Genomic DNA, 23,607 nt, shown 5'->3' with positions numbered 1-23,607 from the left:
GGCCCACCGTGTACAGGGGCAGCGGGTGCTGTTGCAGGAGGTACAGTGACGATCGCATCGACGAGCCTGAACGCGCATGAACGCCTGAAGGGATCACTAGGGCTGTGCAGCTGGCGCGCGGGTTGGCGATCGTTGTTATTGCGCGCCTACGACGAGCCGGATGAGGTCAACGATTTGGTCACTGCACCTACCTCCGACCAACTTATCGTCCTCGTCACGAACGGAAGCTGCCATATCGAAGGGCGGTATGCGGGCCGATGGCATCAGTCGCGCTACGGTTTGGGCGATATTGGTATGACCGCTCCAGGCGAAGAGGTCCAGCTGCGCTGGCATAAGGGCAGCGGGCTGCAGACACTCCAGCTTCACCTGTCCTCCTTAACCCTTGCAGACGTTGCCCATCTTGATCCGACGCGCGTGGGAAACACCAGCCTACCAAACCAGCTTGTTCGCCCCGACCCGGTGGTAGCAGGTGTCATGCTGGGTCTGCGCCGCGCGGCGCAGACCGGAGCATCTGAGCTGCACGCAGAGACTGCCGTGACTTTCCTAGCCAGCCACCTGCTGCAGTTCCATGCGGGAAGGCGCCCGCCGGCCGACGCCGCAGTCGACGACCGCCGGCTGCTCATTGTCGACAGCTGGTTGCGCGAGAGCCTGGACAAGCAGGTTACGCTCGACCAACTCGCAGCGGCAGCGGGCCTCAGCAAGTTCCATCTTCTGCGCGCATTCAAGCGGCGCTATGGCGAAACGCCTGGACAGCGCTTGAGTCGATACCGCCTGGAGGAAGGTCGTCGCCTGCTGTCGTCAACCCGGCAGACCATAACAGTGATCGCATTCGCGTGCGGCTACGAAAACGCCACACACTTCGCGACGGCGTTCCGCAGAATGTTCGGGCTTTCGCCGACGGAGTACCGTAGGAGCGCGCGGTGACCCGCCGAGCGCAATTACGCGTACATCTAGAGCAAGCTCGCGAACGACTCGGACGCGTTTGTAAGGTTAGGAGTGTATGCGGAGGCGTCAAACGCGGATGCATACACCAGCAGGATACGAACTGGCCTCATTTGAGCCCCGACAGCGTCGGAGCGCGGTGCTGATCGCGCTCGCCATCGTTCTCACTGCAACCATCTTTGCCATCGACGTCTTCACCTCGTTTGATGGAGCGATCGCCGTTCTCTACATCGGCGTGATCCTGTTGCTGGCTCCATCCGGCCGCCGAGCTGTGATGGCGAGCGGCCTCATTGCCGCGCTACTCACGGTCTTTGCCTTCGCATTCGGGCATCTGCCTAACGCGTCTGACGGCGCCGCGTCGCGCTTCATCGTGAGCCTAGTTGCGATCCTGATCACGACACTGATGTCGCTGCGCGACCGATCCTCTCGAACCACACTGGGGGAGCAGGCCCGCATTTTTGAATTGTCGCATGACACCGTTATCATCCGCGATTCAAACGATGTAATCGTCTACTGGAATGACGGCGCGGAGAAGCTCTATGGCTGGTCGCGTGGTGAAGCGTTTGGCCGGAAATGTGGTGAACTGCTCCAGTGCCGGTTCCCCGCCCAAGAGATCGCAACAGCCATGGATGAGGCAGGTCAGTGGTCGGGCGAGATCGTTCGGACCCGGCGTGACGGCACGCCCCTCGTTCTGGCCAGTCGGTGGCTTCGGCGCCGCGACCCCGACGGGCGTTCCATTGGCACGATCGAGTCCAGTGCGGATTTGACCGAGAAGCGCCGGGCCGATGAGCAGTCGCTGGCCTCTGAGCAAAAGTATCGCACCATCTTCGACTCCGCCGGCTTCGCCACCTGGGAATCAGACTGGTCGGAAACCATGCGTATTGCACTCGCGAGCGTTCCGGACGGACAGCAGCTAGGTGCGTGGCTGGAGAGCCATCCCGAAATCACGCAGCAGGCGATCGCGGCTGCAGTCATCCGCGACGCTAACCCTGCGGCCGTCCACTTGTTCGAAGCCGGTGATTCCGAGGCGCTGGTCGGTTCCAACCTCTGCGGACGCTATCTTCCGGGAGGCGCGAGCGCTCTTTCCGACGTCATCGTGGCACTGGCCGCCGGAGAGACAATGGCGGAGACCGAAGTGCGGCTGCAAACTTTCGGCGAACGCGTCGCCGACGTTGTCCTGCGGGTCACGATCCTGCCTGGGGGGCAGAACTGGTCGCATGTCCTCGTGATAGCGTTCGACGTCACCGAGCGCAATGAGGCCCGGACCCGATACGAGCAGGTTTCCGCCGAGTTGGCGCATGCTGCGCGTGTCTCCATGCTCGGTCAGCTTGCCGCCTCGATCGCGCATGAGGTCAATCAGCCGCTGGCCGCCATTATCAACTACGGCAAGTCCGCCAAACGCTTTCTTCGCCGTCCTCAACCGGACCTGGAGGATGTCGGCTCCTGCATCGACAAGATGATCTCCAACGGCACACGGGCCGCCGACGTGGTCGATCGGGTCCGCAGGTTGGCGCGAAAGACCGCCCCTCAAACCGACCCGGTCAATCTCACCGACCTGATCGAGGACGCGATAGCGCTGATCCAGAGCGAGGCACGCGCGCACAGTGTAAGATTGCGGCGGCGGTCGTCTGGTGACCTACCGGACGTCATGGCCGATCGCGTCCAGGTGCAGCAGGTGCTCGTAAACCTGCTCTTGAATGGCATCCAGGCAATGCGCGAGCTGGGTGATCGTGCGCGGGAGTTATATATCGACACCGCCGTCCTGCCCGACGGAATGGTACGGGTGGCAGTGGTCGACTGCGGGGCAGGTTTCCCAGCGAGCGGTGAAGCCAAGATTTTCGAGCCGTTTTTCACGACCAAACCCGACGGCATGGGGATCGGGTTGTCGATCTGTCGCTCGATCATCGAGCATCAGGGCGGGCGTATAAGCGCGGCGAACAATGAGGTGTTCGGCGCAACGGTGTCCTTCACGCTTCCGATCGGTGTGCCGCAGGCGGCGAAAACACTCGAACCCATATCTTGATATGATATCGATCCCGACGTGAATGAGCTTTTATGGGTTCGAAGACGAAAGGACCGTCGAGGAGCAATACGTGTCGCCTGAAGCTGTGATCTGTGTCGTCGATGATGATGATGAAGTGCGCGAAAGCATCGGCACCTTCTTCCGCTCGGCCGGCGTTAAGGTCGCCAAGTTCCGCAATGCTGAAGATCTTCTCGCTTGGCCAAACCTGCTGATGATGCGGTGCCTAATCACCGACCTAACCATGCCGGGCATGGACGGATTAGAGCTTCATCGCGAACTCAGGCGCCTGGGTAGCGAAGTTCCCGTCATTCTCATGACAGCGTACCCGAGCGCCGAGGCGCGGGAACGGGCGGACACGCAGGGTGTGTCATCCTTCGTCGCAAAGCCGACAGACCCCGAGACCCTTCTTGAAAAGGTGGAAGCGCTGCTCAGCTCGTAACCAGGACGTGCAGAAAGGACGAGGCGAACGATGGTGGAAAGTGGCACTGGCAGCGGCCTAATCTGCGTGCTTGATGACGATGAGGACGTCCGGGATTCGCTGGACGTGCTGCTGCGTTCCGCGGATTACAATGTACGCTCCTTCGCCGAACCGAATGAGTTCATGGCTTGCGATGCCGCCGACACTGCGGCGTGCCTTATCCTGGATATCAACCTTGGAGGCGCGAACGGCCTCGACTTTCAGGAAGCACTCCGGGAGAACGCAACCGCCTTACCGATTATACTCATTAGCGGCATCGGTGACGTGCCCATGACGGTACGGGGAATGAAGGCAGGCGCGGTCACCTTCCTCACGAAGCCGTTTGACGAGGTAGCGATGCTCGCGGCCATCGAGGAGGCTATGGAGAGTAATAACATGCGCCGGCGAGAGATGGCGGCGCTGATGAGCGTTCAGGACCGGTATGAGAGCCTGACGCCGCGCGAGCGCGAATTATTCGGCCTCGTGACGGCTGGCCTTATGAACAAGCAGATCGCTGGGCGCCTGGCGATCAGCGAGATCACAGTGAAGATACATCGCGGCAACATGGTAAAAAAGATGAAGGGGGACTCCGTCGCCGACTTGGTTCGAATGGCGGAAGCTCTTGGAATCCGCGAGCCCGTCACTCGTTACAATCGCAAGCTTGGACACGAGGCGCGCTGAACTCCTCCGGGAGCCTGTCACGATGACTGCGGGGGTCTGTATCGATGAATGTGGCAGCGATCGCATCCAGGCTGCGTGTCCGGTTGTCGTTTGGCAGTTAATCGTGAGACAATGCCTGCAACCATTTCACCGAGATAGCACGGCACATTATTTGAGATTGGGCAGTTAATTTGAGATTTCAGTTCGTGATTTGGCACCTGAATTGATATTTACCACAAGAACAGGAGCTGTCCGTGCTAGCATGCGAGGTCCAGGTAAATCTGAATAGTTTCAAAAGCCAAATCAGGATTGGCCAGTGCGGAACGTCGGCGGTCCGTCTCAAATTAACTGGCAAGAGCTGCTCTAACGGGCGCATTCTCACGATTAACTGCCAAACGACATCAAGACTCGGCGGTCGCACTGCTTGCGAACAAAGCGATGAACGCGAGGATTGCCGGCAGGCTGAACGCGACCACCGGGGCAAGCATGAAGCCTGCAGCACCGGCCCCGCAGCCGACGGCAAACGTGATCACGGCGGCGCCCATCTTCTTCACCCGTGCCCTCGCGGCGGCGATCTCATCGGATTTCGGGTTAGCCAGAATGTCAGCCAGATCGAGCATGATCTGCGTCGTCGTTCCAGTCATCAGTGTTGATGGTGGCGCCTTCGCGAGGTGAGCCTTGTGCAGGCCGTTCTGGATCGCCATCGCGGAAACCATGGCCAGAGCAACCACGAGTGTGATCGTGCTGTTATCACCATTGAATGGACCATAGATAAACGCCATTGCTGTGACTGCGGTCAGTAGCATCAACTTGACGACCAACATCGGGCGGATTGGCGAGCGATTGCGACCTTGCAGCATCAGGCAGGCGAGCCGGGACAGGAACACGATCGCACAGAACATCGGCAGCGCCAGCAGCTTGGACCATGCTCCATCCAGTCCGTGTGCCATCGTCGCGCCCAGGGTGACGAAGTTACCTGTGACATGCGCGGTGAACAGACCCGAGAGCGACAGAAACCCCAAGGTATCAACATAACCGCCGTTGAAGCTGAGGAGCGTTGGAAGTGAAGGATGTTTCACAGTGGTGACTCGATTCAATGAGTGTTGGTGCTGCGGCGATAGTCTGTGTCGCGGCGTGAGCTGGTTCTGCAGCTGAAACGGCCTGCTCACAATTGCATCAATTGTTCGGAGTTCGTTGCGCTGGATGACATAATGGCAGGGGCGGCCGTGGCCGCCCCATCCTTTGCGCTTGCTCAAGCCACCCCTGGCCGATTGATCGTCAGGAAGTGACGAACGACGGGTTTGTCCGGGCCAACATGGTAGGTCAGAACCTTTCCCTGCAGGTCGGCATCGGCGTTGGAAACCCGCTTGTGCTGGCGAAGGTGCTCAGCCCAGGATTCCACCATGAACCACTCGACGATCTTTTCCGGATCTGCGGAGTCTTCGGTCACACCCCACCCATAGGCGCCATCGCGGCGGCGTTCGTGAGACAGGTGGTCGACAGCGCGCAGGAAGGCAGAACGATGCTCTTTCTCGACCTTGTACTCGATAAGTATCAGGACAGGACCACGGTCATGAGCAACAGGCTCGGCGACCAGCGGTTCCGGCCAGTGGTTGGACGGCACCATGTCGACGTCACCAGCCGGAAGCTTTACGCGGTGCATGATGAAGCCCGCAACGAGCAAGCCAGCTGCCCCGATAAGCAATGTCGTCTGAATTCCAACGGCCTCGCCCACAGCACCCCAGCCGAGGCTGCCCGCCGTCATGGCTCCGTTGAATACGGTCAGATAGACGGCAAGGCCGCGACCCCGAACCCAGTTTGGAAGAACAGCCTGGGCTGCTCCGTTGAGCGTCGTCAGCGCCGTGATCCAGGCGCCACCGAGGAACAGAAGCACAATGATGGCGACGATCTTCGGCGGGGCGAGCGACAGGACACCCATGACGACTGCGGTGATGATCGCTGCGCCAAGAAGCAGACCATCCGAGCTCAGGCGTTCGCGCAGTTTCGGCATGACCAACGCTCCACCGATCGCACCGGCACCGACCGCACCCAGCAGGATGCCGTAGAAGCTGGCATCACCACCCAGCAGTTGACGGGCAACCAGAGGAAGAAGGGCCCAGACGGCACTGGCGAAAGCAAAGAAGATCGCGGCCCGCAGAAGCACGACATGCAACGGCCGGCTGGACCGAGTGTAGCGAAGCCCGGCGCGAAATGCGCCGAAGAAGTTTTCCTGCAACGCATCGTTGGCATTCGTGGCCCGCGGCCACCAGACCAGCGCAGCGATGACAAAGAAATAACTTGCGACGTCTGCGCCATAGGTAATACCCGCACCGAAGGCCGCGAGTAGCAGGCCGCCGGCGGCAGGGCCAATCGAGCGAGCGATATTGATGCCGAGTGAGTTAAGCGCCACCGCGCTTTTCACGTCCTCGCGCTTTACCAGTTCCGGTACGATCGCCTGCCATGTTGGCCCCATCAACGCAGCGCCGATGCCGCCGAGGAAGGTAAGGCCGATCAGCGCGCTGACTGAGAGCATTCCTGCCTGAGACAGAAACATCAGCGAGATACTGACTGAGGCCAGCAGGATCTGGACCGCGATCAGGAACTTGCGGCGATCCAGAATGTCGGTGAGAACGCCCGCCGGTATGGCAAGCAGGAAGATCGGCAAGGTTCCTGCCGCTTGCACCATGGCGACTGCGGCAGGGGATGCCGAGAGATCCGTCATCAGCCATGAGCTTGCGACATCGCGCATGAAGCTTCCGGTATTGCCGAGAACCGTTGCGATCCACAGGACCGCGAAGACGGGCTGTGCGAGAGGAGCAAAGGTGCCCCCGGATGTTTTCGCGGCGCTCATTTGCCCGCTCCCTTTGCAAGGTCGGCCGCTGCAACGAAGACGAATGCGCCGGCCAGACCGATGTGTTCGAAGAACGCGTTGGTTGCCATCATGCGGTCCATGCCGGGAGCCATTTCCCAGAAACGGAGAGCGATGAGTGTTGCGAGAAGCGTAAAGCCTGCAAGCGCAAGCGCGCCTCCCCAGCGCAGGAAGCCCGAGACAACCATCGCGGAGGCCGTGAGCTCGAACACGATGACGGTAACCGCAAAGAAAGCGGCAGGGTGAAGGCCAAAATGATCCATCTCGGCAAGGGCACCGCTGAAGTCGGATATCTTGGTGAGTGGACCCTGGATATAGGCGGCACAAAGTGCGAGCAACGATACCGTTCGCGTAATGGGAGAACCGACGACACGTGCCAGTCCGCTTAGTGCCGAATTCGATTGATGGGATTGGTAGGTCATATCTGCTCCTTTATGGTCGCTCACGTGATCGAGCGGCCGCGTTTGATGGAGCGATATTGGCTGGTGATCGCTCTGCCAACAATTGCAGCAATAGTTTCGATTTAATTGCCAGTATTGCAATTATAAGATCGCTCGCTTGGGCGAACAGCGGCCGCCCAAGCGAGGACAGGATCAGACTGCCCAGCAAGAGCAGCCAAGAGCGCCGAAGAAACCCTTAAGGTCGGCGATTGGCAGTTTCGAAGTCCAGGCTCCCGCATGGTCGTGACCATGCACGCCGCAATCACTCGCGCAGCCACAGGTCGAGATCGCCGTGCGCCTTAGAGAACGCGCGCCAGCACCTTCCGGCTCGCCCCATGCAGCATACCCGCCAAACTTGCGAACTGGAGACCAGTCGGGCATCGCAGGCGGCACGTCGTTCTCGTCGAGCGTTTTGAAGTCACCCGCTCCATAGACAATCTTGCCGCCGACCATGGTCAGCTCCGATACCAGGAACGAGATCTCGTCTTCGGCGCAGGAGAAGAAGTCCTTGTCGGGAACGACAAGGTCAGCGAACTGGCCTTTCTCGATACGGCCTTTCTTGCCTTCTTCATTCGAAAACCATGTGACTTTTTCAGTCCACATCCGCAGAGCCGTCTCGCGATCGAGGCAGTTGGCACGCGGATAGAGTTGCATGCCACCAACCGTCTTGCCGGTCACCATCCAGGACAGTGAGACCCAGGGGTTGTAGGAGGCGACGCGGGTCGCATCCGTGCCGGCGGAAACGTTGACGCCCTTGTCGAGCATCTTTCGGATCGGTGGGGTCGCTTCGGCAACGCCTTGGCCATATCGCTCGACAAAATATTCGCCCTGATAGGCCATGCGATGCTGGGTTGCGATGCCGCCACCAAGGGCCGCAATGCGGTCGATCGAGCGATCGGAGATGGTTTCGGCATGGTCGAAGAACCAGTTCAAACCTTCAAGTGGAATGTCCTTGTTGACCTTCTCGAATACATCAAGGGAACGGGAGATTGTCTCGTCATACGTGGCGTGAAGGCGCCATGGCCAACGGTTTTCGGCCAGCACACGCACCACTTCTTCGAGTTCGCCTTCCATTTCCGGCGCCATTTCCGGACGTGGCTGGCGAAAGTCCTCGAAGTCCGCCGCGGAGAAGACCAGCATTTCGCCGGCACCGTTATGACGGAAATAGTCGTTGCCCTGCTTGTATTTGACTGAAGACGTCCAGTTGAGAAAGTCTTGCTTTTCTTCCTTGGGCTTCTGGGTGAAGAGATTGTAGGCCAGACGCACCGTCATCTGGTTCTCGTCAGAGAGTTTTTGAATGACCTCGTAGTCATCAGGGTAGTTCTGGAAGCCACCGCCTGCATCAATCACACCCGTTACGCCAAGACGATTGAGCTCACGCATGAAATGGCGGGTGGAGTTGACCTGATAGTCGAGAGGCAGTTTGGGTCCCTTGGCAAGGGTGGAGTAGAGAATGCCGGCATTAGGCTTGGCCAGCAACAGGCCAGTCGGATTGCCGTTGGCATCACGGGTGATTTCGCCACCGGGTGGATTGGGCGTATCGCGGGTGTAACCGACGGCGCGCAGTGCAGCGCCGTTCAAGAGCGCGCGGTCATAAAGGTGCAGAAGAAATACTGGGGTATCTGGCGCGACCGCGTTGATCTCCTCGATCGTCGGCAGACGCTTCTCCGCAAACTGGTGTTCGGTGAACCCGCCGACAACACGCACCCATTGCGGGGCTGGCGTTATCGCCACCTGGCGCTTGAGCATGTCCATTGCATCTGCCAGCGAGCGCACGCCGTCCCAGCGCAATTCCATATTGTAGTTTAGCCCGCCACGCACAACGTGGGTGTGGTTATCGATGAGGCCGGGCAGAACGCGCTTGCCCTTGAGATCGACGATCCTGGTGTTGGAACCAGCAAGGGACATGACCTCGCTGTCTGAACCGACTTCAAGAAACAGTCCATCCTTGATGGCGACCGCGGTCGCGTTTGGATTGGTGCGGTCAAGGGTCGTGAAACGACCGTTATGGAGGATCAAGTCTGGGTGCATGGTATCTATTCCGGTCTGGTTGGGATCGGCGGCATTGGCCTTTGAGAAGAGGTTCGAAAACGCCAGGCTCGAGGCCGCTCCAAGGAAGGTTCGGCGCGTCGTCATCAGCTCCGCTCCTCCAAATTGGTTTGCGAACGATGGGCAATCTCCGGAGAATTTCCGCCCTTCGGCATGTGACCGAACATGTGCGGCTTCACCTGCTGGAGCCAGGAAACCGCTGCCGGCTCCTTGCTCCAGAGCGATTTGGCAAGCGGGATGATCTGCTCACCGACGAGAATGCCGAGCAGGCCGACAAGCGCGATAACCGGCGGAGCAGGCGAACGCACGTTGAGCAGGCTGTAGACGATGCCGACCAGCAGACCCGCGCCAAGAGACAGAAGATAGATTTTCATGAGAGTCATCCTCGTTAAAACGGACAACCGCTCCGATGCGTCACCGGAGCGGTTGATCTGGCTTACTTCGCGGGGTTCGGCCCGATGCGCTTGCCATGGCTGACGCGTTCGGCACCGCCGTGGACGTGGGTGACTGCGTAATCGATGCCCATGCCGTAAGCGCCGGAATGCTCCTTCACTAGTGTGGTGACCGCATCGTAGGTTTCCTTGCGAGCCCAGTCGCGCTGCCATTCGAGCAAGACCTGCTGCCAGGTGACGGGTATGACGCCAGCCTGCACCATGCGGTCCATTGCATATTTGTGCGCATCGGAAGAGGTGCCGCCGGAAGCGTCGGCGACCATGTAGATTTCGTACTCCGGAACGTCATGCAAAGCAGAGAGTGCAAAGGTCGTGTTGCAGACTTCGGTCCACAGACCGGAGACGACAATCTTCTTGCGGCCGTTGGCAGCATTCTTTGCCAGCGCATCGCGTACGTTCTGATCATCCCAGGAGTTCATCGAGGTGCGTTCAAGGATGTCATTCTGCGGATAGACGGCCAAAAGTTCGGGGAAGGTGTTGCCGGAGAAGCTCTCGGTTTCAACCGTGGTAATCGTGGTTGGCACGTTGAAAATCCTGGCAGCCTTGGCCAAGCCAACAACGTTGTTCTTCAGGGTCTGGCGGTCGATCGACTGAACGCCGAATGCCATCTGCGGCTGCTGATCGATGAAAATGAGCTGGCTGTTGGCGGGGGTAAGAACTTCAAGCTTGGACATGTCAATTCCTCTTCGGTTGTTTTGGACCGCGAATGCGGCCGGTTATGAAATGAGCAGGACCTTCCGGACGGATGCCGTGCCCTGGGACACAGCTTCCAAGACCGTCGGGAGATTGAAACCGATGCTTTCTTTCGCTTGCTGCCTCGGCTGCTGAAAGAAAAGGTAGCGCGACTTGCGACCCCGTAGAATTGCAATATTAATTGCGAATGAATTGCTTCTATCGCAATAATAATCTCTCGATCCGGCTAAGCTGCGGACTTCGCACGGGGCTGCGATACGCGGCCACTCGTTCCGAAAACTTCTGAAGGGAATTTGATGCGCAGAGTCGGCCTTGAAGACCTCTGCAGCGTCCTTGATTCCGCTGTTCGGTGGGAAGCGATTTGGTTGAATTTGCTCTGCGCGGCACTGCCAGTGAACAACGGTTGCGCGGTGTGTGAGCCGCGTAATCCTGGGCAGTCTGCCGTTGGGTATTGACGCGACAAGATGGGCGGGTCATCGTTGGCATTGACGCCCCATATCGCGATCACGTCGCCTTATACTTGATCTGAACAACCGTTATTCCAAATTGCAGGTGGGTTCGTGCGACCATGGAGCCAAGCCTGTCACAGCATACTCCCATTCGGGATAGAGCCACGGGCTCACATCAGCCGTGGGATATCGTCAAAGGAGAACGTGGAGAAGCCCGCCGTTGTGGAGTAACTATCCATGGATATGGATAAAGCTATCAGGACGTGGCGATGCCCTCATCGTAGGCAGAAAACACGCCCGCAACCCAGTCTGCAAATACCCGATACTTCACGCTCGGAAACCGGCCCGCTGGTCTGACTATGTGAACAGGATATCGTGGTGGCGCCCAATCCTTCAGGATGGGGACCAGTGCGCCGCGAGCGATATGGGCGCGCGCAAGGAATTCAAATGTCTGTCCAATACCCAGCCCTGCTAATATTCCATGCAAATGCGCAGTCGCATCACTGGTGGATAGCTTGATGGGGCTATAGATTTCTATTTTCTCGTCACCATTCATCAATCGCACTGGTGCGGCCTTCAGGCTGCGTGCGAAAAAGTACTGAACGAAAACATGATCACGCTGCAGATCCGATGGCGAAGCTGGCACGCCGTATTTTTCGAGGTACGCCGGGGTGGCGCAGGTGACTATCTCGACGCTGCATAGTTTCTTCGCAACAAGAGATGCGCTGGGCAGATCTCCGGCACGAATGACGCAATCTATTCCCTCTTCAACGATGTCCGCCTGACGTTCTGTCACACCAAGGTGCAACTCGATCTCTGGATAGAGCGCGTAAAACTCTGGCAACCGAGGGATCAGAATCGTATTGGCGAAGGTCCCTCCTACGTCAACACGAAGTTTTCCCCTGGTGGCAAGGCGCCCGCGGGTCGCCTCGTTGTTCATTTCATCGAAATCGGCGATCAGGCGGAGGGCGCGCTCGTAGTAAGCAACGCCCTCGGGTGTCACCGTGAGTGAACGTGTCGTTCGTTCCAGCAATTTGAGGCTCAAGCTGGCCTCAAGATCCTGAACAAGCTTGCTCACGGTGGACCTTGGCGCACCCATCGTGCCTGCAGCCTTTGCAAAGGAACCAGCCTCGACGACGCGAACAAAGGCTCTGATTGCTCCCAATTGATCCATGGCAACTCTCCATCGAAATCTATGTGTGCGATGTTTTGGGGCTAAATCATCGATTGTTGCACAGGACGTCGGGCGCAGTCGAATCTTTGAAATCTTCCTTGCAAAGCCTCATGGCGCCGCCTGGGTAGACATGTGGCGCCCAGAATTCGAGACGCCCCAGTTTCAGTGGTAGTATCAGGCTGCCAAAGGTTCGAGATTTGCCTGGATCTGATCGCGGAACTGCTCATAGCGACTCGGTAGCTTAAGCGCTTCGCCCAGATGTGCTGTGTCCTCGTCCCTGTTGAACCCAGGCTCGTTCGTGGCGATCTCGAACAGCACGCCACCCGGTGTCCGGAAGTAGATTGCCCAGAAATAATCACGATCTATGACGGGCGTGACCTGATAACCCGTGTCCATCAGCGCCTTGCGAACCTCAAGCTGCTTTTCGCGGTTCTCGACGGCAAAGGCGATATGATGGACCGAACCGGCACCCTGCCGCGCAAAAGGTGTTTTCGGCAATGCGGCGAGATCAATCGTGTCAGCTCCGTTTCCATTGGGGATGATGAACCGGGTCACGTCACCCTCCTTCTCGGCACGCTGGTAACCCATGAAGCCGAGAAGCTCTTCGGTCGCTGCAGTGTCGTGCAGACTGAAACGCGCACCGGCAAAACCGCGGATAGCCGCGTCGCTCGGAATGCCGTCCGCTAGCCATGGCGCGCGGTTGTCATCGGCAGATTCAATCAGCGCTAGGCTGTCGCCGTCTGGACCCATAAAACGAAGCCTGTTGGCGCCGAATGTGGTGTCAGTTTCCAGGCCACCGACACCTTGTGCGGTCAAACGATCCTGCCAGAACTTCAAAGCCCCCTTGCGCACTGAGAACTGTGTTTCACCGACTTCCCCCACACCCGGACGGCCCAGCATCATGTTCGGGAACGGGAAGTAGGTCATGACGGTGCCGGCGGAGCCGTTCTCGTCGCCGTAGTAAAGGTGGTAGACGCTCGGATCGTCGAAGTTAACAGTCTGCTTGACGCGGCGCAGGCCCAGCGTGTCAGTGAAGAAGCGATTGTTCTGACGCGCATCCGAAGCCATCGAGGTTACGTGATGCAGTCCCTTGATATCCTTGATCATGTCCTGGCCTTTCAATGTCGCCGTTCGTGTTTGGCTGTTGACGAATATCTAGGCGGATTGATCAATCCAGAGAATTGCAATATTCATTTTGAATGTGTTGCTCATTTTGAAACAATCCCATGAACGATTACAAAGCTCTTCGGACCTTCCTGCTTGCAGCCGAAAAGCGGAATTTCGCCCAAGTTGCCCGCGAACTCGACATGACGCCGGCGGCCGTTACCCGTGCCATAGCAGCGCTGGAGGCAGAACTTGGTGTGCAACTGTTCGTGCGGACGACGCGCCAGGTTTCCCTGACCACGGATGGCGCCATCTTCGCCGCCCAGATCCAGCCGGCGGTAAAGGCGCTCGAAGAAGCCCGCCGCGACGTGGTGAATGCCCATAAGGCGGACCAGGGAAGGTTGCGCATCAGCGCACCCACATGGTTCGGCAAGGCCGTGCTGCCGCCAATCCTGTCAGGATTCAAGGAGCGGTATCCGAAGATGGGCTTCGAGATCTCTTTGTCCGACGGGCTCGTGAACATTGTCGATGACGACTACGATCTAGCGATCCGCATCTCCTCCCAGCCATCGGACAAGTTCACGATCTGGCGGAAAATCCGTAAGCGCGACTTTCCATGCACATTGACGTAGGCGGCATCTCTGAACCAGCCGCTTTTGCGAAGCGATATCCGGGTCTGTCAGGCAGCGGAGGTTTTGGAGAAGTTGAACGGCAGCAGGTCGCCGATGTCGTCGGCTTCTTCGCGCTGAGGCAACTCAGTGAGCACATGGCGCAGCCAGGTGAGTGGATCGACGTCGCAGGCGCGGCAAGTCAGCATCAGGCTGTAGATCAGGGCGCTGGCCTTTGCGCCGTCGGCGGTATCGCTGAACAGCCACGATTTTCTTCCGGTCGCAAAAACTCTGATCTCGCGTTCCAGAATGCTGTTATCGATCGGCATCCTGCCGTCGCTGGTGTAGCGCGTCAGGTAATTCCATTGGTTCAGGGTATAGGACACGGCATCGCCGAGCTTGGTATCCGGCAAGACCTTTGGCGCGATGGTATCGAGCCACGTCTTAAGAGCGTTGAGGACAGGCAGACTGTGCTGTTGCCGGAAACGGCGAATGCAATCGGCCTGCGTTTCGCCGGCGTCGGGCTTTCTGTCTCGCGCCTGCTTTTCGATCCGGTAGAGCTGCTCGAAGAACCGGAGTGCCTGTTCCGGCGGTCCGCCTCCATTCTTCCTGGTTTTGAGAGCCTCGACGAAGCGCCGCCGTGAATGAGCCATGCATCCGACATGGGTTGCGCCATGCAATGTGCGCCAGGCTGTGTAGCCATCGCTCACCAATATGCCGCGGTAGTCGCCGAGAAAGGTCTGCGGGTGGACCTGACCGCGGCCCGGTTGATAATCGAGAAGCACGATCGGCTCGTCACTGTCCTCGCCGCTTCGATAAGCCCACATATAGGACGTGCTGGTGGCCTCCTTGTCCTTTTCCTTAAGGACTTGAACTGTCGTCTCATCGCCATGAACAAGAGGCTGCGATCGAAGCCGCAGCTTCAGAGCGTCGTAGAGACGATGCAGATGCTTCTCGCTTGAACCGATCACCCAGTGAGCAAGAGCACCCCGGCTGATCGGAACGCCGGCCCGTTCGAACGTTTGCGCCACGCGGTAGAGCGGTGTGCCGTCGACGTATTTATGCACGAGCGCGAAGGCCAGCGTCGAGGCGGTGGCGATGCTGCCCGGCAATGGTTGCGGTGGCATCGGTGCGATTACCACAGGCGTGTTGATCCCGGTGCGATCGCAGTGGCGGCAAGCGTACTTGAACCGCACATTCTGCAGGACCTTTGCCTTGACCTCGATATGGAGTTGTTCGGTAACGGCCTCGCCCATGCGATGCATTTGGCTGTTGCAGCACGGGCAAGTCTTCTGATCGTCAGCAAGGTCGTATTCGACACGCTCGCGCGGCAAGTCTTCTGGCAGAGGTCTGCGGCCCCGCTTTTTACCCGCGGCGCCATCGACTGCTGGCAGCCCTGTATCGGGGAGATCGGCGACGTCGTCGCCATAAGAACGATCATTCTCGTCCGCGGCTTCTTCGGCTTCGTTGAAGAGGCGGTCAATGTGCTTTTCGCTGCGCGGGGCAAAACGGTGCAGCCGTGCGAGCGCCAGCTCCTCTTCCAGCTTGACGACACGTTGCGAGAGCGCTTCCTTCTCGGCTTTAAGCACAGCGATTTCGGCAGCATTTGCCGCCAACTGTGCCATCAGCTCTGCAACGCTTGGTTCGCTGGCCCGAGTCATCAGATTCTTGAATCTGAACCGCCACCGCGCGTCAACAGCTCAATTCGCCATCCTCAGCCGGCAATCTGATATTGCCGCACCGGATGGCGCACCATCGCGTCGATATCGATGCCGTCGAGGATCCAATGCAGCTGTTCCGTCGTCAGCACAACGACCGGCACCTCCCGGCGAGGCCATCGGAATTTGTCCTCGGTCAATCGCTTCAGGACCAGCACGAACCCAGACCGATCAAAGAACAAAAGCTTCACTCGGTCACGCCGGCGATTGCAGAAGGCAAACACCGCAGGGGCAAACGGGTCCAGCGCCATCGTCTCCTCGACCAGGACCGCAAGGCTGTTGATGCCGGCCCGGAAGTCGATCGGCTCCCGATGCAGGTAGACCTTGAGATCAGCGCCCAGTCTGAACATGACCCAACGCTCCTATGATTGCCGTCAATCCGCCAAGATCATTGCACTCCAGCGTCAGTCTCACGCCATTGGGCAGGGACGCGCTCACCTTTGCTGGAGAGGAAAGTGGGCCGTTCCTGTCCATTCTCGGCAATCGCTCTTCGCGATCCACCGCAGGCATCTCAATGTCGAACTCCCTGCTCGGGGCCGCGACCTGAACCGGGATAAACGCAGATATCGAAGACGGCGATAGTGGATGGGCCTGGGTGTGCTTCCTGATCCATTTCCAAACTAGGTTCGCATTGACCCCATGTTCTCGCGCTAGTTTCGATACCGATGCGCCGGGCTCAAGGCAGGCAGCAACAAGGCGATCCTTCGACCCTTGATCGAAGCGGCGTCTTCCATTCCGACCAATCAGCCGTACCGCGAGTTTTTGACCTTCATCCATAACTTGGTGTCCACCTCTTTTAAGTGGACACCACATGCCAAAGCTCACTCAATTGCAGAAGGTGCGGAGAAATTCGCGCTTACGAAAATCCGTATCGTGCCGCGCATTCTCGTTGCAGCGCCGGGAAGCCGGTTCGTCGATATGCAGCATCCGAATGAGCTGACCCCGGACGACTGCCTGGCCTATAGCGGCGAAAGCCGACGTGAGAACTGGGTTCTGTCCGATGGCGGATCGAGCATGACGATTTCGGCCGGTCGGGCGTTCAGCGCCAACAACGGCGAAGTACTCGCCGACATGGCCGCCGATGGCTCGGGCGTCGCCATGCTACCGAACTTCCATGTCTCGGAGCATTTGCGGACCGGGCGCCTCATGCATGTGTTCAAGGGCTGGGCACCGCCAGACCTGTGGTTGACATTGTACTACCCACCCTATCAGGCACTGCCTCCTCGCATCGCCTCCTTCTCGAAATTCTTCGAAGAGCAGGTGGCGGCTCAGATGGTCATGCTTGACTGACGTCACGCATACCGCCCGCCCCGTCGGTCCTGCATTGCGGTGATCTCGGCGGCGACGAGCGCTTGCAGGTCCCAGAGGTCTCGGTCGCGGATGCGTATCGGGCGCAGGATCCGCCCTCCCCGCAGGCGTTGGCGATCAGTGTCGCGGTGGTCTCTTGCGACAAGGGCATCCTCACGGCAACAAACCTATCTATTCACATCGACAATGAAAGCTTGGTTTGCGTCGAGAGCCGGAAACTGCTTTTGCACGCGGACCAAGCCCGCAATCTCAGCGGAGCGCGTCGATGCATCTCCGCTTCCGAACAAGGCGGCGCCGAGAACCGCCGTGTCTACGCCCAGACTTTGCATCTGCTTGAGTTCTCCAAGCCCTACCTTTCCGTCAACAGTTGTGGGAAAGCCCGAGGGCCGGCCTTCAAGGCGGGCGAAAGCAGCGTCGTCAAAAGGCCCTCCCCCCGCTGGAGCAGTGAGGAACAGAAATCCGTCGGCGTAGTCGCAGAATTGTTCGAGTTCGCTGACGTGAGTAGTGTGCCGGAGACTGACATAAGCCAACGAGCCATTGTGTCGTATCGCATTCGATATCTCCGAGACCGAATGGTCCCCTTCGACATGGAAGGCAATCGATCTTGCGCCCATCTCCGCGAAGCGCACCGCAGCTTTGGCCGGATGACGCAGCATGAGATGCACGTCCAGCGGCAGCTTGGTATAGTTTGCGACGTCGCGCACAAGCCGTTCGCAAAGACCGAATTCCGGCGTGAAGGCAGCGTCCATGATATCGATGTGCAGTGAATCCACATGGTCTGCCACGGCGTCGATCTGCTCGGCAAGGCGAAGCGGGTCCGCAGCGTAGAGCGAGGCTGAAATCTTCATCATGCTGCCGGCGCCCATGCCGCCTGCCGGAGGCTTCCAAGGGACGCCTGCGAAACCGGTATTGCCTTTCCGTCGCAATGGCCGTGCTGGAAGACGGCGATGCGGTCGGAAATTTCCATGAGTTCCTCTTCCTCGCTGGAAACCACGATGATGCAACGGCCTTCGTCGGCAAGCGCGCGAATGATCGCATAGATATCCGCCTTCGCCCCGATGTCGACACCCTTGGTCGGCTCGTCCAGCAATATCAGGTCGGCGCTCTGTTCGATGATGCGCCCCAGCAGGACCTTTTGCTGATTGCCGCCGGAAAGCGATTTGATCGGTCCGTCGAGTTTGCCCCTGGTTCCAATTCGCGCAAGCGTCCTGCTCGCCGATTCAGTGGCATCCTTGATCTGCACCAGACCATTCTTGCGGTAGCGTTTCAGCGTCGACAGGGCGACGTTCTGGTAGGCCGACATCAACGGGACAAAGCCGTCGATCTTCCGCTCCTCGGTCAGCATCGCGATGCCTTTCTCGATGGCATCGCCCGGAGACTGTGGATGGTAGGTCTTGCCGGCCAGTGTGACCTGCCCGCCGACAACGCTTTCCATTCCGTATAAGGAGCGCAAAAATCGCGTCCGGCCGGAACCCACCAGGCCGTATAGACCAAGGACCTCGCCGCGTCTGGCTTCCAGACTGACATCGCGCAGTTTGGTCCCGCGCAGGTTCTCAACCGTCAGATAAGTCTCGCCCGCCTGTCTTGCCTGGCGCTGCACCTCCACGGTCCTTCCGTGTGCATCGCCGACAATCGCGTCGACAATCGCCTGCTTCTGCAGCCCTTCGCCGGTCGCATGAAACACGACCCGCCCCCCGGACAGGACGGTTGCCTCGTCGCAGACGGACAGGACTTCGTCCAGCTTGTGGGACACCAGCACGACCCCGATGTTGCGCTCCAGGGCAATCTTGCGCACATCGCTGAGCAGCTTTTCGGACTGTTTGCCGTCAAGCGCCGTCGTGGGCTCATCGAGGAACAGAAAGCGCGCTTTTCCATCGAGGTTGGCGATCACTTCGACCAACTGCTTTTCCGGGTGGGAAAGGCTGCCGACCGGACGTCTTGGGTCGATGTGAACACCATGCTCGGACAGCAGGCGCTGGGCGTAGTTGTTCATCACCGCGATCTGTTTGACACCGCGGATGGAGACCTCTCGGCCAAGGAAGAGATTTTCGGCAACGCTCAGATTTGGGATCAGCCGCAATTCCTGATAAACGCACGCGATCCCCTTGGAAAGCGCATCGCGTGGGGAGGAAAGAGTGATGTCTTCTCCGTCGATCGAAATCTGACCGTTGTCCTGCGGCTGCGCGCCGGCCAAGATCTTCAACAGCGTGGATTTGCCGGCACCGTTGTGCCCGAACAGGCCGTGGATCGTTCCGGCGCGAACTTCGAAGTCGATACCGTGAAGCACGCCGACGCCGGCAAATGCCTTGGTGATACCGGATGCTTTGTAGCTGTTTTCAGACGCCATCTTCAGGACCTCCCGCAAGGATTGCGTGGGCCGGAAACCGACCCACGCTGTTTTGACCTCAGTAAGCCTTGTCGACCGTTGCCGCCGCATTGTCCTTGTTGACAAGCAATGGCGGGTTGTCGATCACAGGCTCGAGCTTCTCGCCAGCCAGAAACTTCTTGATGTTTTCGACCTGGATCTGGGCCAGCTTCGCCGGCTCCTGGATGGCGCCGGCCTTGAGGATGGTGTTTTCCGCAATATACTGGACGCCAAGCTTGTCGACGAAAGCGTAGAGCTTCACGTCATTTTCCTTGCCGAGCTGCTGGATCGCAGCCAACGCGCCGAGTGCTGCCGGTTCCGTATCGGAATACACCACCGTGATCTCGGGATTTCCCTGCAGCATTTCAGTCGTAACCTTCAGCGCGGTCGTTTCTTCGACCTTGCCGTTCACGAGGGCCACGAACTTGACGTTCTTGTTGGAAGCAAGACCTTCTTTGAAACCGTCGTCACGCGCATTTGCCGCAACCGACGTCGGTTCGCCGACGATGCCGACAACCGCTTTGCCGTCTGCGCCGATATCCTTCAGAAGCTGCTCGCCGATGAACTTGCCGCCGGCCTTCTGATCGGTCTGTACCGCCTGCTCGACCTTCAGGTTCTCAGCCTTGAGACCTTCCGGATCGGGAAGAAGGTTGATCGTAAACACAGGGATCTTGGCCTGGTTGAGCTCCGAGACCGAGGCGACACACGGACCGGATGACACGCAGTTCAACGCGACCGCGGAAACACCCTGCTGCACCAGGCTTTGAACCTGAGACAGCTGCTTTGCATCGTCGTTGTCGGCAATGAGGACGCGAATGTCAAAGCCGTTGGCTTTGGCATTCTCCTCAAAGCTCTTCTTCATGGCAACGTAATAAGGGTTGGTCAGGTTCGGCAGGGATACGCCCAACACCTTGGCGTCCGCGGCCTGGGCCGCGCTGGCAATGGCCAACAGCGATGCCCCCAACAGAGCCAGTTTTGCACTCCTCCACGACTTCGTCATCTTGCACTCCTCATGAGATGATGTTCATTCCCAGGACGCTGCACCATGCAGCTTCCTCTTTCGGGGCAGTTACTTTGCGCCGCCCGAAAACTTCCCTTTCAGCAGCCTGCTCCACGGAAGAGACAGGCGGCTGGAAGAACGCAACGTGTCGAAGGTGACCCCGACAAGAATGATGACGCCGATGACCAACGGCTGCCAATAGGCGCTGACGTTGAGCACGTTCATCAGATTGGAGATGGTCGCAATCAGCGTCGCACCGATCATTGCGCCATAGATCGAACCGATACCGCCGAACAGGCTGACGCCACCAACGACTGCGCCTGCAATCGAAAAGAAAAGCTCGTCGCCGCGGCCTGCGGTCGGATAACCCGTCATCAAGCGGGACCCGTAGATCAGGCCGCCACAGGCGCCACAGAAACCGGAGATCGCATAGACGAGGATCGTGATACGTGACGTATTGACACCTGCCAGGCGCGCCGCTTCAGCATTGCCGCCGACGGCAAAAATATGGGTACCGGTGACTGTCCTCTTGATGAAGATCGCCGCAACCGCAACGCTTATCGCAAGAGCGATGACAGGAAACGGAATACCAAGGACCCGGGACTGGCCGATCATCCTATAGCCAAGTTCAAGCACACGTATGGATTCGGCACCTGTAATGATCTGCGGGATCGATGCAGCGACGCCCATCATGGCGAAGGTCACGATAAAGGGCGGTACGCCGGTCTTCGTGATGATGAGACCATTCACGGCTCCGGCCAACGCACCGATACCGAGAACCAGAACACAAGCGACTGGCCATGGAATACCAACTGTCTGGATAAGCACGGCGGCGATGACGCAGGTCATGGCGACGATCGAACCGCAGGACAGATCAATTCCGCCTGTAAAGAGAACGAATGACTGACCGAGGCACAAGAAGCCGATGACCGCGCCGTTCAGCAAAAGCACGAACATGTTCGAGAGCGTCATGAAATTCGGCGATGCGATCGAACCGGCGATCAGCACGACAAGAAGAACGAACGCGATGCCCGCTTCAGCCGGAATTCGGATGCCTGATTTTGTGTCAGACGGTGACTTTGTGATGTCCGTCATGGAATCCTCCCTGGGGGCGTTCAGGCAAGCCCGCGCGCCTTTCGATAATTGCTTCTGACCTCTTCAGCCCGGCTGAATGCCTCCGCATTCGGCTCAGCGACCAGTTTATAGGTCGGCGTCCACTCCTCGGCGATGTCAGCTGTATTACGGCGCATGAGCGCGGCGGCAGCCTGTACTGCAGCGCCAGCTGCTGCGGCTTCCGCGAGTTCGCATGTCCACACAGGTCGCCCCGTCAGATCCGCAAGCACTTGCCTGTATGTCGCCGAACGGGAGGCGCCGCCGGTAACGATCAGGCGGCCGTCCGTCTTCAGACCCTCGGCCCGAAGAAGATCGCCACCCTCAAGAAGACCGCAGATCACGCCCTCAACCGCGGCGCGCGCAATTTGGCCGGGTGTGACGTCGCTGCGGAGCCCTGAAAGGCTGCCGGTCGCATCAGGGAGGTTTGGTGTTCGCTCGCCGTCAAGGTAAGGAACCAGGACGACCCCGTTCGATCCCGCCGGCGTGGCAAGCGCCATTTGGTCGAAGCGTTCGACATCGACGTTCAGGATCCGGCGAAACGCGTCGGTCACCTTTGCGGAGTTCAGCGTTGTCACCATTGGCAGAAATGCGCCGGCGGCATCGGCATAACCGTTGATCGCACCGGTGCCATCCTTGATGCCGATGTCACTGATGCCGTAGATCGTTCCGCTCGTGCCGAACGAGATGACGACATCGCCCTGGCGAATTCCCATGCCAAGGGCGGCGGTCATATTGTCGCCCGAGCCAGCCCCGACGACAGCGCCCTCAAGACCGCTGATTTCGTGTCCTGCCGGGACCGTTCCCGCGCGGTCACTGGAACCGATGATCTCGGGCAATACCGCCGACCAGTCAATGCCAGGCGCCGCGAGTTCTGCCAGAGATGGATCCCAGGCGTTGGTGAAAGGATTGAAGTAGCCCGTACCCGAGGAGACGCCTCGCTCGGTCACCGCCCTGCCGGAGAGCTTGTAGACGAGGTAGTCCGACGGCAGCATAATGGTGTTGGCGCGGCCAACGAGCCCCGGATGGACCCGCTCGGTCCACGCCAGCTTGCTGATCGTCAACGCGGCCGCCGGAACGGACCCGGTGCGATCGGCCCAGGACTGAGGATCGAGTTGTTCCAGAAGACGAGCCGCATCAGGCGCGGACTCGGTATCATTCCAGAGTTTGGCATCACGAAGCGGAACGCCGGCGGCATCCAGCATGACGAGGCCGTGCCCCTGCCCGCCCACGGAAAGCGCGGCAATCCGCGGAATATAGGCCTGCAACTGATCCATTACAGCCAGAAAAGCGCCCCACCAGGCCAAGGGAGACTGTTCGCTTCTTGGCGGCGTCGTCACCGGGTGCGGTGAGCGAGCTTCCGCAACGAATGCGCCGTCTTCAGCCAGCCTGAGCACGACCGTGCAGGACTGGGTGGAGGAGTCTATACCGGCAACAAGATCGCGCTTCATCGCCTTAATCCTGCGCTTCCTGAAGACGCCTGAGACTGTCGACGGCATCACGGCCGACAGCTCCAGAGGGATGGGTGTAGAGTATTTTATCCCACCCGTAGCCTCTGCCGACACGGCATACTTCAACAAGCGCGTCCGTAATGGCCGCCGTTGCGAGAGAGCTCCCCGTCGCAACGACAGCGCCAAGATCAGAGGCGGCGGGGACTGTCAGGCGGATCACGTGGTCCGAGATCTTGCCGAGCGACGATTCGGGCGACGCCGTAACGGAGATCAGTCCCGCGCAGAGCGTCTTGGCGCGCTCGCAAAACTCGTTGAGCTCAGCCGAACTGCCACCCTTGGACAGAGCCAAAACCAGATCGTCTGCCTGCAGGACGCCGAGGCCGCCGTGCAGACCGTCCGTCGGAGAAAGATAGAAAGCCGGCGTTCCACCGACTGACAGCAAATGCGCGGCGCGGCTGGCGATGGCGCCAGACGTGCCACTGCCCGTCACCAGGATCTTGCCTTTGCAGGCGACAAACATCTCGGCGACGGTGACGATGGTTTCATCGATACCGTCCAGTGCGCCGAGGATCGCTGCGGCATCAGCCCGGATCACGTCTTTCGCGCGATCCATCCAGTTTTGTGAAGTGTGCATGACTGCCTCCCTGTGAGGAAGGTTTTACCGCAGCCGTTAATTGTCGTCAAGTGAGCACCATGGCGCTCATTTGAGCGAAGAAAGATAAGGGATACCAATGA

21 protein-coding genes and 2 pseudogenes are annotated in these 23,607 nt (G+C 59.0%); 6 read left to right on the top strand and 17 right to left on the bottom strand.

Going from position 1 to position 23,607, the window contains the following annotated elements:
* The first annotated feature begins 45 nt into the window (after positions 1 to 45).
* The 4 genes from RWK44_RS28360 (at position 46) to RWK44_RS28345 (ending at position 4,103) form a co-directional block, all read left to right on the top strand.
* Positions 46 to 924 (top strand): AraC family transcriptional regulator, encoded by an 879-nt coding sequence (locus RWK44_RS28360; protein WP_316029744.1) that lies wholly within the window; start codon positions 46 to 48, stop codon positions 922 to 924.
* A 157-nt stretch (positions 925 to 1,081) separates the two neighbouring features.
* The gene (locus tag RWK44_RS28355; RefSeq protein WP_316029743.1) at positions 1,082 to 2,965 is read left to right on the top strand and encodes a PAS domain-containing sensor histidine kinase; all 1,884 of its coding nucleotides are present in this window, start codon (positions 1,082 to 1,084) and stop codon (positions 2,963 to 2,965) included.
* A 70-nt stretch (positions 2,966 to 3,035) separates the two neighbouring features.
* Positions 3,036 to 3,404: a response regulator transcription factor gene (locus tag RWK44_RS28350; protein WP_316029742.1), complete on the top strand. Its 369-nt coding sequence runs from the start codon at positions 3,036 to 3,038 to the stop codon at positions 3,402 to 3,404.
* A 30-nt stretch (positions 3,405 to 3,434) separates the two neighbouring features.
* Positions 3,435 to 4,103: a response regulator transcription factor gene (locus RWK44_RS28345; protein ID WP_316029741.1), complete on the top strand. Its 669-nt coding sequence runs from the start codon at positions 3,435 to 3,437 to the stop codon at positions 4,101 to 4,103.
* Between the two features lie 380 nt (positions 4,104 to 4,483).
* On the opposite strand, the gene RWK44_RS28340 is transcribed toward RWK44_RS28345, so the two are convergent.
* The 8 genes from RWK44_RS28340 to RWK44_RS28305 all read right to left on the bottom strand — a co-directional run bounded on the left by RWK44_RS28340 (position 4,484) and on the right by RWK44_RS28305 (position 13,315).
* Entirely contained in the window at positions 4,484 to 5,161 is a 678-nt protein-coding gene (locus tag RWK44_RS28340; RefSeq protein WP_316029770.1) for a YoaK family protein, read from the bottom strand.
* A 173-nt stretch (positions 5,162 to 5,334) separates the two neighbouring features.
* Positions 5,335 to 6,933: an MFS transporter gene (locus tag RWK44_RS28335; protein ID WP_316029740.1), complete on the bottom strand. Its 1,599-nt coding sequence runs from the start codon at positions 6,931 to 6,933 to the stop codon at positions 5,335 to 5,337.
* A complete protein-coding gene (locus tag RWK44_RS28330; protein ID WP_316029739.1) occupies positions 6,930 to 7,373 on the bottom strand; it encodes a DoxX family protein in 444 nt (147 codons plus the stop codon). The genes RWK44_RS28335 and RWK44_RS28330 overlap by 4 nt, the downstream gene beginning before the upstream one ends.
* 171 nt (positions 7,374 to 7,544) lie before the next feature.
* Positions 7,545 to 9,527 (bottom strand): amidohydrolase, encoded by a 1,983-nt coding sequence (locus RWK44_RS28325; protein ID WP_316029738.1) that lies wholly within the window; start codon positions 9,525 to 9,527, stop codon positions 7,545 to 7,547.
* Positions 9,527 to 9,814 (bottom strand): XapX domain-containing protein, encoded by a 288-nt coding sequence (locus RWK44_RS28320; RefSeq protein ID WP_003519470.1) that lies wholly within the window; start codon positions 9,812 to 9,814, stop codon positions 9,527 to 9,529. The genes RWK44_RS28325 and RWK44_RS28320 overlap by 1 nt, the downstream gene beginning before the upstream one ends.
* A 62-nt stretch (positions 9,815 to 9,876) precedes the next feature.
* Positions 9,877 to 10,566 carry a hydrolase gene (locus RWK44_RS28315; RefSeq protein WP_222007191.1) on the bottom strand — a complete coding sequence of 230 codons (690 nt, stop codon included), beginning with the start codon at positions 10,564 to 10,566 and terminating at the stop codon, positions 9,877 to 9,879.
* A gap of 724 nt (positions 10,567 to 11,290) precedes the next feature.
* Positions 11,291 to 12,208, bottom strand: a complete 918-nt coding sequence (locus RWK44_RS28310; RefSeq protein ID WP_316029737.1) for a LysR family transcriptional regulator — start codon at positions 12,206 to 12,208, stop codon at positions 11,291 to 11,293.
* 174 nt (positions 12,209 to 12,382) lie between these two features.
* Positions 12,383 to 13,315, bottom strand: a complete 933-nt coding sequence (locus RWK44_RS28305) for a VOC family protein (RefSeq protein WP_316029736.1) — start codon at positions 13,313 to 13,315, stop codon at positions 12,383 to 12,385.
* 119 nt (positions 13,316 to 13,434) lie between these two features.
* Between RWK44_RS28305 and RWK44_RS28300 the strand changes: the two are divergent.
* Positions 13,435 to 13,914: pseudogene (locus RWK44_RS28300) on the top strand (LysR family transcriptional regulator); the annotation flags it as partial.
* Between the two features lie 77 nt (positions 13,915 to 13,991).
* Here the strand turns inward: RWK44_RS28300 and tnpC are convergent.
* From tnpC to tnpA, 3 genes are read right to left on the bottom strand one after another with little or no spacing between them, the layout of a single operon-like run.
* Positions 13,992 to 15,581 carry an IS66 family transposase gene (gene tnpC / locus RWK44_RS28295; RefSeq protein ID WP_316029735.1) on the bottom strand — a complete coding sequence of 530 codons (1,590 nt, stop codon included), beginning with the start codon at positions 15,579 to 15,581 and terminating at the stop codon, positions 13,992 to 13,994.
* A 53-nt stretch (positions 15,582 to 15,634) separates the two neighbouring features.
* Positions 15,635 to 15,988, bottom strand: a complete 354-nt coding sequence (gene tnpB, locus RWK44_RS28290; RefSeq protein WP_316029734.1) for an IS66 family insertion sequence element accessory protein TnpB — start codon at positions 15,986 to 15,988, stop codon at positions 15,635 to 15,637.
* Complete coding sequence (gene tnpA, locus RWK44_RS28285) at positions 15,969 to 16,415, bottom strand: IS66-like element accessory protein TnpA (protein WP_410056144.1); 447 nt, start codon at positions 16,413 to 16,415, stop codon at positions 15,969 to 15,971. Before tnpA ends, tnpB begins: the two co-directional genes overlap by 20 nt.
* 78 nt (positions 16,416 to 16,493) lie before the next feature.
* On the opposite strand from tnpA, the pseudogene RWK44_RS28280 reads away from it, so the two are divergent.
* Positions 16,494 to 16,928, top strand: a pseudogene (locus tag RWK44_RS28280) (LysR substrate-binding domain-containing protein); the annotation flags it as partial.
* Between the two features lie 185 nt (positions 16,929 to 17,113).
* Here the strand turns inward: RWK44_RS28280 and RWK44_RS28275 are convergent.
* From RWK44_RS28275 to RWK44_RS28250, 6 genes are all read right to left on the bottom strand, one after another.
* Positions 17,114 to 17,812: a hypothetical protein gene (locus RWK44_RS28275; RefSeq protein WP_316029732.1), complete on the bottom strand. Its 699-nt coding sequence runs from the start codon at positions 17,810 to 17,812 to the stop codon at positions 17,114 to 17,116.
* Positions 17,794 to 19,293 carry a sugar ABC transporter ATP-binding protein gene (locus RWK44_RS28270; RefSeq protein ID WP_316029731.1) on the bottom strand — a complete coding sequence of 500 codons (1,500 nt, stop codon included), beginning with the start codon at positions 19,291 to 19,293 and terminating at the stop codon, positions 17,794 to 17,796. The genes RWK44_RS28275 and RWK44_RS28270 overlap by 19 nt, the downstream gene beginning before the upstream one ends.
* Before the next feature lie 58 nt (positions 19,294 to 19,351).
* On the bottom strand, positions 19,352 to 20,311 hold the full coding sequence (locus tag RWK44_RS28265; protein ID WP_316029730.1) for a substrate-binding domain-containing protein: 960 nt from the start codon (positions 20,309 to 20,311) through the stop codon (positions 19,352 to 19,354).
* 69 nt (positions 20,312 to 20,380) lie between these two features.
* Complete coding sequence (locus RWK44_RS28260) at positions 20,381 to 21,406, bottom strand: ABC transporter permease (RefSeq protein ID WP_316029729.1); 1,026 nt, start codon at positions 21,404 to 21,406, stop codon at positions 20,381 to 20,383.
* A gap of 20 nt (positions 21,407 to 21,426) precedes the next feature.
* Entirely contained in the window at positions 21,427 to 22,872 is a 1,446-nt protein-coding gene (xylB, locus tag RWK44_RS28255; protein ID WP_316029728.1) for a xylulokinase, read from the bottom strand.
* 4 nt (positions 22,873 to 22,876) lie between these two features.
* Complete coding sequence (locus RWK44_RS28250; protein WP_316029727.1) at positions 22,877 to 23,506, bottom strand: SIS domain-containing protein; 630 nt, start codon at positions 23,504 to 23,506, stop codon at positions 22,877 to 22,879.
* Positions 23,507 to 23,607 lie beyond the last annotated feature (101 nt).

This window comes from Rhizobium sp. 25PS6, assembly GCF_032464655.1.
GTDB classification, from domain to species: Bacteria; Pseudomonadota; Alphaproteobacteria; order Rhizobiales; family Rhizobiaceae; genus Rhizobium; species Rhizobium laguerreae.
This window is presented reverse-complemented; position numbering and strand designations above follow the sequence as displayed.

What these genes read in the sequence shown, in the direction of transcription:
- RWK44_RS28325 (WP_316029738.1), bottom strand. Translation starts at nt 9,527, where the DNA reads ATGACGACGCGCCGAACCTTCCTTGGAGCGGCCTCGAGCCTGGCGTTT.
- RWK44_RS28315 (WP_222007191.1), bottom strand. Translation starts at nt 10,566, where the DNA reads ATGTCCAAGCTTGAAGTTCTTACCCCCGCCAACAGCCAGCTCATTTTC.
- RWK44_RS28275 (WP_316029732.1), bottom strand. Translation starts at nt 17,812, where the DNA reads ATGGGCGCCGGCAGCATGATGAAGATTTCAGCCTCGCTCTACGCTGCG.
- RWK44_RS28330 (WP_316029739.1), bottom strand. Translation starts at nt 7,373, where the DNA reads ATGACCTACCAATCCCATCAATCGAATTCGGCACTAAGCGGACTGGCA.
- RWK44_RS28260 (WP_316029729.1), bottom strand. Translation starts at nt 21,406, where the DNA reads ATGACGGACATCACAAAGTCACCGTCTGACACAAAATCAGGCATCCGA.
- tnpA (WP_410056144.1), bottom strand. Translation starts at nt 16,415, where the DNA reads ATGGATGAAGGTCAAAAACTCGCGGTACGGCTGATTGGTCGGAATGGA.
- RWK44_RS28250 (WP_316029727.1), bottom strand. Translation starts at nt 23,506, where the DNA reads ATGCACACTTCACAAAACTGGATGGATCGCGCGAAAGACGTGATCCGG.
- RWK44_RS28270 (WP_316029731.1), bottom strand. Translation starts at nt 19,293, where the DNA reads ATGGCGTCTGAAAACAGCTACAAAGCATCCGGTATCACCAAGGCATTT.
- xylB (WP_316029728.1), bottom strand. Translation starts at nt 22,872, where the DNA reads ATGAAGCGCGATCTTGTTGCCGGTATAGACTCCTCCACCCAGTCCTGC.
- RWK44_RS28320 (WP_003519470.1), bottom strand. Translation starts at nt 9,814, where the DNA reads ATGAAAATCTATCTTCTGTCTCTTGGCGCGGGTCTGCTGGTCGGCATC.
- tnpC (WP_316029735.1), bottom strand. Translation starts at nt 15,581, where the DNA reads ATGACTCGGGCCAGCGAACCAAGCGTTGCAGAGCTGATGGCACAGTTG.
- RWK44_RS28345 (WP_316029741.1), top strand. Translation starts at nt 3,435, where the DNA reads ATGGTGGAAAGTGGCACTGGCAGCGGCCTAATCTGCGTGCTTGATGAC.
- tnpB (WP_316029734.1), bottom strand. Translation starts at nt 15,988, where the DNA reads ATGTTCAGACTGGGCGCTGATCTCAAGGTCTACCTGCATCGGGAGCCG.
- RWK44_RS28265 (WP_316029730.1), bottom strand. Translation starts at nt 20,311, where the DNA reads ATGACGAAGTCGTGGAGGAGTGCAAAACTGGCTCTGTTGGGGGCATCG.
- RWK44_RS28305 (WP_316029736.1), bottom strand. Translation starts at nt 13,315, where the DNA reads ATGATCAAGGATATCAAGGGACTGCATCACGTAACCTCGATGGCTTCG.
- RWK44_RS28310 (WP_316029737.1), bottom strand. Translation starts at nt 12,208, where the DNA reads ATGGATCAATTGGGAGCAATCAGAGCCTTTGTTCGCGTCGTCGAGGCT.
- RWK44_RS28335 (WP_316029740.1), bottom strand. Translation starts at nt 6,933, where the DNA reads ATGAGCGCCGCGAAAACATCCGGGGGCACCTTTGCTCCTCTCGCACAG.